Origin of the sequence: Intrasporangium sp., from assembly GCF_039812505.1 — a bacterium.
GTDB lineage: Bacteria > Actinomycetota > Actinomycetes > Actinomycetales > Dermatophilaceae > Intrasporangium_A.
This window is the reverse complement of sequence record NZ_JBDIAQ010000185.1, coordinates 1-5,958: the sequence shown is the minus strand read 5'-3', so window position 1 is coordinate 5,958 and position 5,958 is coordinate 1. Positions and strand designations below refer to the sequence as shown.

Genomic DNA, 5,958 nt, shown 5'->3' with positions numbered 1-5,958 from the left:
CGGACAGGACCAACACGAGCCAGTGGTACACGCAACTCTCCCGGGCCGTCTTGTCGCTGACCGGGTACGGCACCCCTCGTCCGGGAGGCGGCTTCTGCCTCTGCCCTCACGGTCCCACACGAGCCGGCCGGTCCGCCGCGGAGGTCCGGCTCTCGCGGGATGCCGGGTCCCGGATTCGGCGGACTCCATCCCAAACCGCGTTGCCTGGGACAGAATGAGAGAGGCGAGGGACGCGATGAGGGGGGAAAACATCGCGTCCCTCGCCTGTTGAGCGCACGGTCGGGGGGGAGACCGTTTCTGCGCTGACGGTCAAGGGGCCTCTGAGAGACCGGCGGGGAGGGTGGGAGGTTCGCACTTCCTTGATGTCATGACGATCTTCGCCGCCGAAAGCCCGCGCGTCGACCGAAATTACCAAGTCTTGAACAAGTTCTTACCTGCGTCAGGCGTCCTCTTACCCGTGCCAGACCTCCGGAGCGTCCCGAGCCGTCCCGGTCGCCCTCCAGCGGTCAGACGGGCAGGGTGGGAAGCACCTGCTTGGCCAGGTTCCGCGCGCCGGTCGCGAGGTCACGGAAGTCGTACGCGACGTGCGCCTGCTCCCGCCTCCCCTGGAAGACGACGTCGGCGTCGAGGGTGACCGAACCGCCCGAAGTGGCCTGCAGGGTCCCGTCGAACGAGGCCGACTCCACGTCGATCAGGCCGGCCAGGCCGTGGGCCGAGATGTAGGCGCTCACTGCGGCCACCTCGCCGATGGCCTGCTCCAGCTGCGTCAGCGCGGCGGTCGCGGTCTGCAGCACCATGCCGGCAGCGCTGAGCTGTTGCCGCAGCCCGGCCAGGGTCTGGGCGGCTGCCGCAGCCGCGGTGGCGGCGGCCTGCTGGGCGGTGCCGAGGGCGGCCTGGGCGGCCTGCAGCACCTGCTGGGCGGTGGCCTGGCTGCCGCGCAGGGCGACCAGACGGGGGTCCTGGTCGATCGGGTAGTTCGCCGCCGCGGCCCGCGCCGCGTCGACCGCCTGCTGGGCGACCTGCAGTGCGGCGTCGGCGGTGCCCAGCGAGAGCCGCAGTTCCTGGATCGACCCTTCGAGTGCGAGGATCTGGGCGCGCCGCCAGCCGACCTCCGCGCCGAGCTTGGCCCAACCGGTTGCCTTCTCGAGCAGGGAGAGGTTGTCGTACCAGTTCTGCCACCAGGCGATGTCCCTGTTGAGCTGGTCGATCTGGGCCTGGGCGCCGGCGATCTGGGCGTTCAGCGAACTGACCACGCCCTGCGCCGCCGACAGCTGCTGCTGCAGGTCGCGCAGGTGAGCGGCTGCGGCGTCACGCTCGGCCTGGATCTGGGCCCGGGTCGCGTCGATCTGGGTGTCGAGGGCCTGCAGGGCCTGCTGGGCCTGGGCCACCTTCGCCGAGAGCGCCCGGAGCTGCGCCTGAGCGTCGTTCTGGACCTTGGCCAGGTCGGCCTCGGCGGCCTGCACCGAGGCGGTGAACCGGGTGACCTCCGACTGGGCAGCGTCCACGTCGTGCTGGGCTGCCGCGATCTGGGCCTGGGCGTCCGCGCCGGCCTGCTGCAGGACGGTGGCCGCGCGACGGGCCAGGTCGGACAGGAAGTCCTGCTGCAGGTCCGCGTGGACCATGAAGCCCGGCCCGGACTGCAGGTTGCCGCCCTTGGCGCTGACCTTGGCGCTGAAGAGCCCGAACACGTTCCCCTCACAGGCGAAGGCGAAGCCGGAGTCGGACAGCGCCACCGAGGCGCCGGCCGAGAGGCCGAGCAGGTCCACCAGGCCGTCGAGGTCGACCTTCGGCACCGCGGAGGTCGTGACCGCCAGGTTCAGGTCCGGACCCTTGGCACGGTCGGTCCCGGTGAGCGAGAACACGTCACCGATGACGACCGGGCTGAGCGACCCGCTGGCCGTGATCCCGTCCTGCTGGTCGATCTCCACGTCGGCCCGGGCCGTGAGCCCGGCGACGTGCAGCTTGCCGGCGACTCGCAGTCCCTGCTTGTAGCTGAGGGCCCCGATGGTGGTGTCCTGCGGTACGACGTACAGGTCGACGTCCTCCAGGGAGATGCCGGTGAGGGTGCCGCTGATGTCGGCGGGGATGGCGGCCCGGACCTCGGGCGGGGTGAACGTGTCGACCAGGTCCATCAGCGACAGGTGGTTGAACGCCACGATGAGCACGCTCTGGGTCGGCAGCTGGGAGTTGAAGGAGACCGCCGCGCTGCCCTGGAACGCCCCGATGGTCAGCCCGCCGGCGATGCCGATCGACGGGATGCCCTCGAAGTCCGACCCGATCTGCAGCGAGACGTCGCTCAGGGCGATCCCCTTGGCGCCGAAGGGGTCCTGCCAGGTGCCCTTCATCGTGGCGAAGAAGGAGATGCCGTTGGGCACCACCGTCACCCCGCCGACGAACTCCAGCGGGCTGGCGTCGACGGTGACCTCGACCGCACCGGACACCGTCAGGGAGATGTTCTCCGGGTCCGGGTGCAGCGCGAGCTCGGCGTTCTCGAGCACCACCCCGTCGGTGATCCTGATGTCGCCGACACCGGCCTCGAGCTGCAGGTCGGCCAGCGAGGGGCCGATCTGCGCCTTGACGTCCAGGTGGGCCTCGCCGAGGAACTTGTCCGCGCCCAGGCCCGACAGGTCCAGCCGACCGTCGATGACCGCGCCCTTGCTGACCCCCTTGCCGGCGTCGGGCTGCAGCTCGTCGAAGGTGAACTCGGCGTCGTCGAAGGAGGCGATGACGATCAGCGCGTCGGGCAGGTGCACCGCGTCCAGGCCGCCCAGGGCCGGGGACAGCGAGGAGAAGCGGTAGTCGTCGTCGAGCTCGATGCCGACCGCGAACCCCCAGGTGGTGCCCTTGCGCACGATCCCCTGGACGCGCCGGAAGCCCGGCCCGGAGGCGGCGAGGGACAGCTCGGAGTGCTCGGCGTCGACCGTGAGCACGACGTCGGTCAGGGTCAGCGCGGTCAGCTCGGGAGGCAGCGTCAGGGCGGTGAGCGGCGTGCTGCCGACGACGTCCTGGATCAGCGCGAACGGTGCGAGCTTCGCGATGCTCGCGTGCAGGCTCAGCCCTCCCGGCACGGCATACCTGACGGGGATCTCGATCCCGGCCAGGTGGATCACCCCGCTGACCGATCCGGTCGTGCCCTTGCCCTCGGCACCGGAGTGGTGCTCGAAGGACACGCGGAGCTGGCCGACCCCGATCCCGTCCGGCCCCACCGGCACGGTCCACTCGGTCGGCGAAGCGGCCTCGAGGGTGACCGTCGACCCGTCCAGCCGGGCGTCCAGGATGAGGTCGGTCAGGGTGAGCTCGGGCAGGTCCGCGGCCACGGTCAGGCCGTATGCGGTGGCCACGGCCGACGCGGTCAGGCTCGCCCCGGACGCGAGACCGGCGTGCAGCGACCAGGCGCCGCCGGCCGGGTCCCGCTCGATCCGCACGACCACGGCGACCCCGGCGAAGGTGGCGGTGCCCGCGATGTCGAGGGCGACGGTCCGGGTCGCGGGGTCGGTCGGGTGCTCGACCGTGACGTGGACCGTGATGTCCTGCAGCGTCACGTCCAGCGGGTCGGGCAGCGGGATCGGGCTGCCGGTGGCCAGGGACGCCTCGACCGAGTCGAGGCCGTCGGCGGTTAGGACGACCGCGGCGTCGCTCAGCCCGACGGCCGCGAGGTCGGACAGCTGGGCCGGGAGGTGGGCGGACAGGTCGTCCCCGACGAAGGCCGCGATGGTCGTCGCGCCGAGCCGCCGGTCCCCGGCGGACAAGGAGACCCGGTAGCTGCCCGGTTCGTGGGTGACGGTGAGGGTGACCGGTGTGCCGGACAGCCCGGCGACGGCGGTCACCTCGAACGTGCTCGCGTCGGCGCTGTGGCCGGCCGTGAGGGTCACCGCCAGGTCGGTGAGCTCGACGTGCCCCGGCACCAGCGGCCAGGACGGCACGGCGCTGACCGTGAGGTCGAACCCGACGAGCCGGCGGGCCGCCAGGTCGAAGTCGACTCCGACGGCGGCGACCGAGACGGCGGAGACGGCCTGGGCCAGGGCAGGTGGCAGGGACGCGAGCGGGTCGCCCGACCCCGCGGCTCTGGCCGCGGCCGACAGCCCGGCGAGGGTGACCCCGCTCAGGTCCGCCTCGACATGGGCGACCGTGCCCTGCGACGGCTTGGTCAGGTGGACGGCGACGGTGCACGGACCGACGGTCAGGGTGCCCTCGTCGTCCTGCAGCTGCAGCGTGAGCCAGCTGATGCCGGGCAGCGTGTAGCTCTGGTCCGTGGCTGCCGCGGACGACTCGGTGTTCGTGCCCGGCTCGCGCGTCGCGGCCTCGACGATGGTGGTGGTCATGGTGGTTCCCTTCGGTTGCGCCCGGCCCGAGGTGGCTGGGCTCGTAGCAACCACGATCGGCCGGCGCGGGCCGCGATCCGATGGTGCCGGCACGCCTCTTGCCGTGGGGGTGCCGGCACCCCCGACGGCACGGCGCTCCGGTGCGCCGGGTCAGCGTCCGCCCTCGGCGAGGAACATCAGCGCCGCACGCACCCGGGGGTGATGTCGCGGGTCTCCCGTGAGGCCGAGCTTGCCGAAGATCGAGTTGATGTGCTTCTCGACGGCGTGCTGGCTCAGGAACAGCTCGGCGGCCACGCCGGCGTTGGTGCGCCCCTGGGCGATGCCGGCGAGCACCTCACGCTCGCGTGGGGTCAGCCGGTCCAGCTTCGCGTCGCCGGCCCGGGCGCGCACCTGCACGAGGACCTCCACGACCTTCGGGTCGATGGCGGTGCCGCCCGTCGCGACCGCCTCGATCGCGGAGGTGAGCTCGCCGACCGAGGCCACCCGCTCCTTGAGCAGGTAGCCACGCCGGTCGGTCCCGTGCCGCAGCAGGACCTTGACGTAGCCGGCCTCGGCGTACTGGCTGAGCAGCAGCACGCCCATCGAGGGGTAGGCGCGACGGCAGTGCTCGGCGATGCGGATCCCCTCGTCGCTGTGCGTCGGCGGCATCCGGATGTCGGTGAGCACCACGTCGGGCACCTGCTCGGCGATCGCCTCGAGGGCCTGGTCCAGCCCGTCGCAGACCGCCACGACCTGCAGCGTCTCGGATGCCGCCAACAGCCGGCGCACCCCCTCGCGGACCAGGAAGTTGTCCTCCGCGAAGACCAGCCTGAGCGGGGTCATGCCGGCTCGCCCGCCGGGACCGGGACCTGCGCCGTCAGGGTGAGCCGGTGGGTGTCGACCGCGCTGTGGACCGTCCCGCCGAAGGCCTCGATGCGGTCGCTGACCGACTCCACGACCTCCGTGGCGGACCCCTCGGCCAGACTGGCCCGGATGCGCAGGCTCGACACCGGCCCGTCGGCCACGGCGACCTGGATCCCGCGCGCCCCCCGGCCGGCCAGCCGGGCCAGGGAGCTGACCGTGCAGAAGTACAGGCAGGCCTCCACGTCGGGGCACGCGTGCAGGGTCGGCAGCTCGTCGGGCACCTCGAGCGTGGCGTCCACGTGCGCCCGGATCAGCCAGGACTCCACCGACGCCGCCAGTCCGACCTCGGCCAGGGTCGGCGGGAAGACGCCCCTGGCTATGCTGCGCAGCTCGTCGAGGGCCTGCCCGGCCGCCACCGCCGCAGCCTCGAGGGCGAGTCCGTCCGGGGGTGCCTGCCCCTGCGTCCCCACCGCCGCGAGAGCAGCGGACAGGTGCGGGCCGACCCGGGCCGCCACCTCAGCACGCATCCGGTGCTGTTCCAGGGATCTGGCCCGGAGCAGCCGCTGCCGGGAGGCCTGCAGCGCGGCGGTGAGCCGTTCCAGCTCGGCCCTGCGCCGACGCAGGTCGACGGTGAGCCGGACGGTGGACAGCGCCGCTCCCGCCGGGCGGGCCAGGTCCTCGAGCAGCCGGCGGTCCCGGGGCGAGAGGCCGTCGGCCACCTCGGCGTCCGCCACCGCTATCTCGCCGACGTCGGTGCCGGTATGCCGCACCGGCACCGTCGTGCCGGTCCCGA

Annotated in this window: 3 protein-coding genes and 1 riboswitch; all 3 genes read right to left on the bottom strand. The window is 72.7% G+C overall.

Features of this window, described 5'->3' with window-relative positions; genetic code table 11:
- Positions 1-39 precede the first annotated feature (39 nt).
- Positions 40-104, bottom strand: a riboswitch (guanidine-III (ykkC-III) riboswitch).
- 402 nt (positions 105-506) lie between these two features.
- Entirely contained in the window at positions 507-4,322 is a 3,816-nt protein-coding gene (locus WMI84_RS16360) for a hypothetical protein (RefSeq protein WP_347354840.1), read from the bottom strand.
- 150 nt (positions 4,323-4,472) lie between these two features.
- A complete protein-coding gene (locus WMI84_RS16355) occupies positions 4,473-5,144 on the bottom strand; it encodes a response regulator transcription factor (RefSeq protein ID WP_347354839.1) in 672 nt (223 codons plus the stop codon).
- The coding region (locus tag WMI84_RS16350) for a hypothetical protein (RefSeq protein WP_347354838.1) at positions 5,141-5,958 on the bottom strand (818 nt) is incomplete at its 5' end. The genes WMI84_RS16355 and WMI84_RS16350, both read right to left, overlap by 4 nt.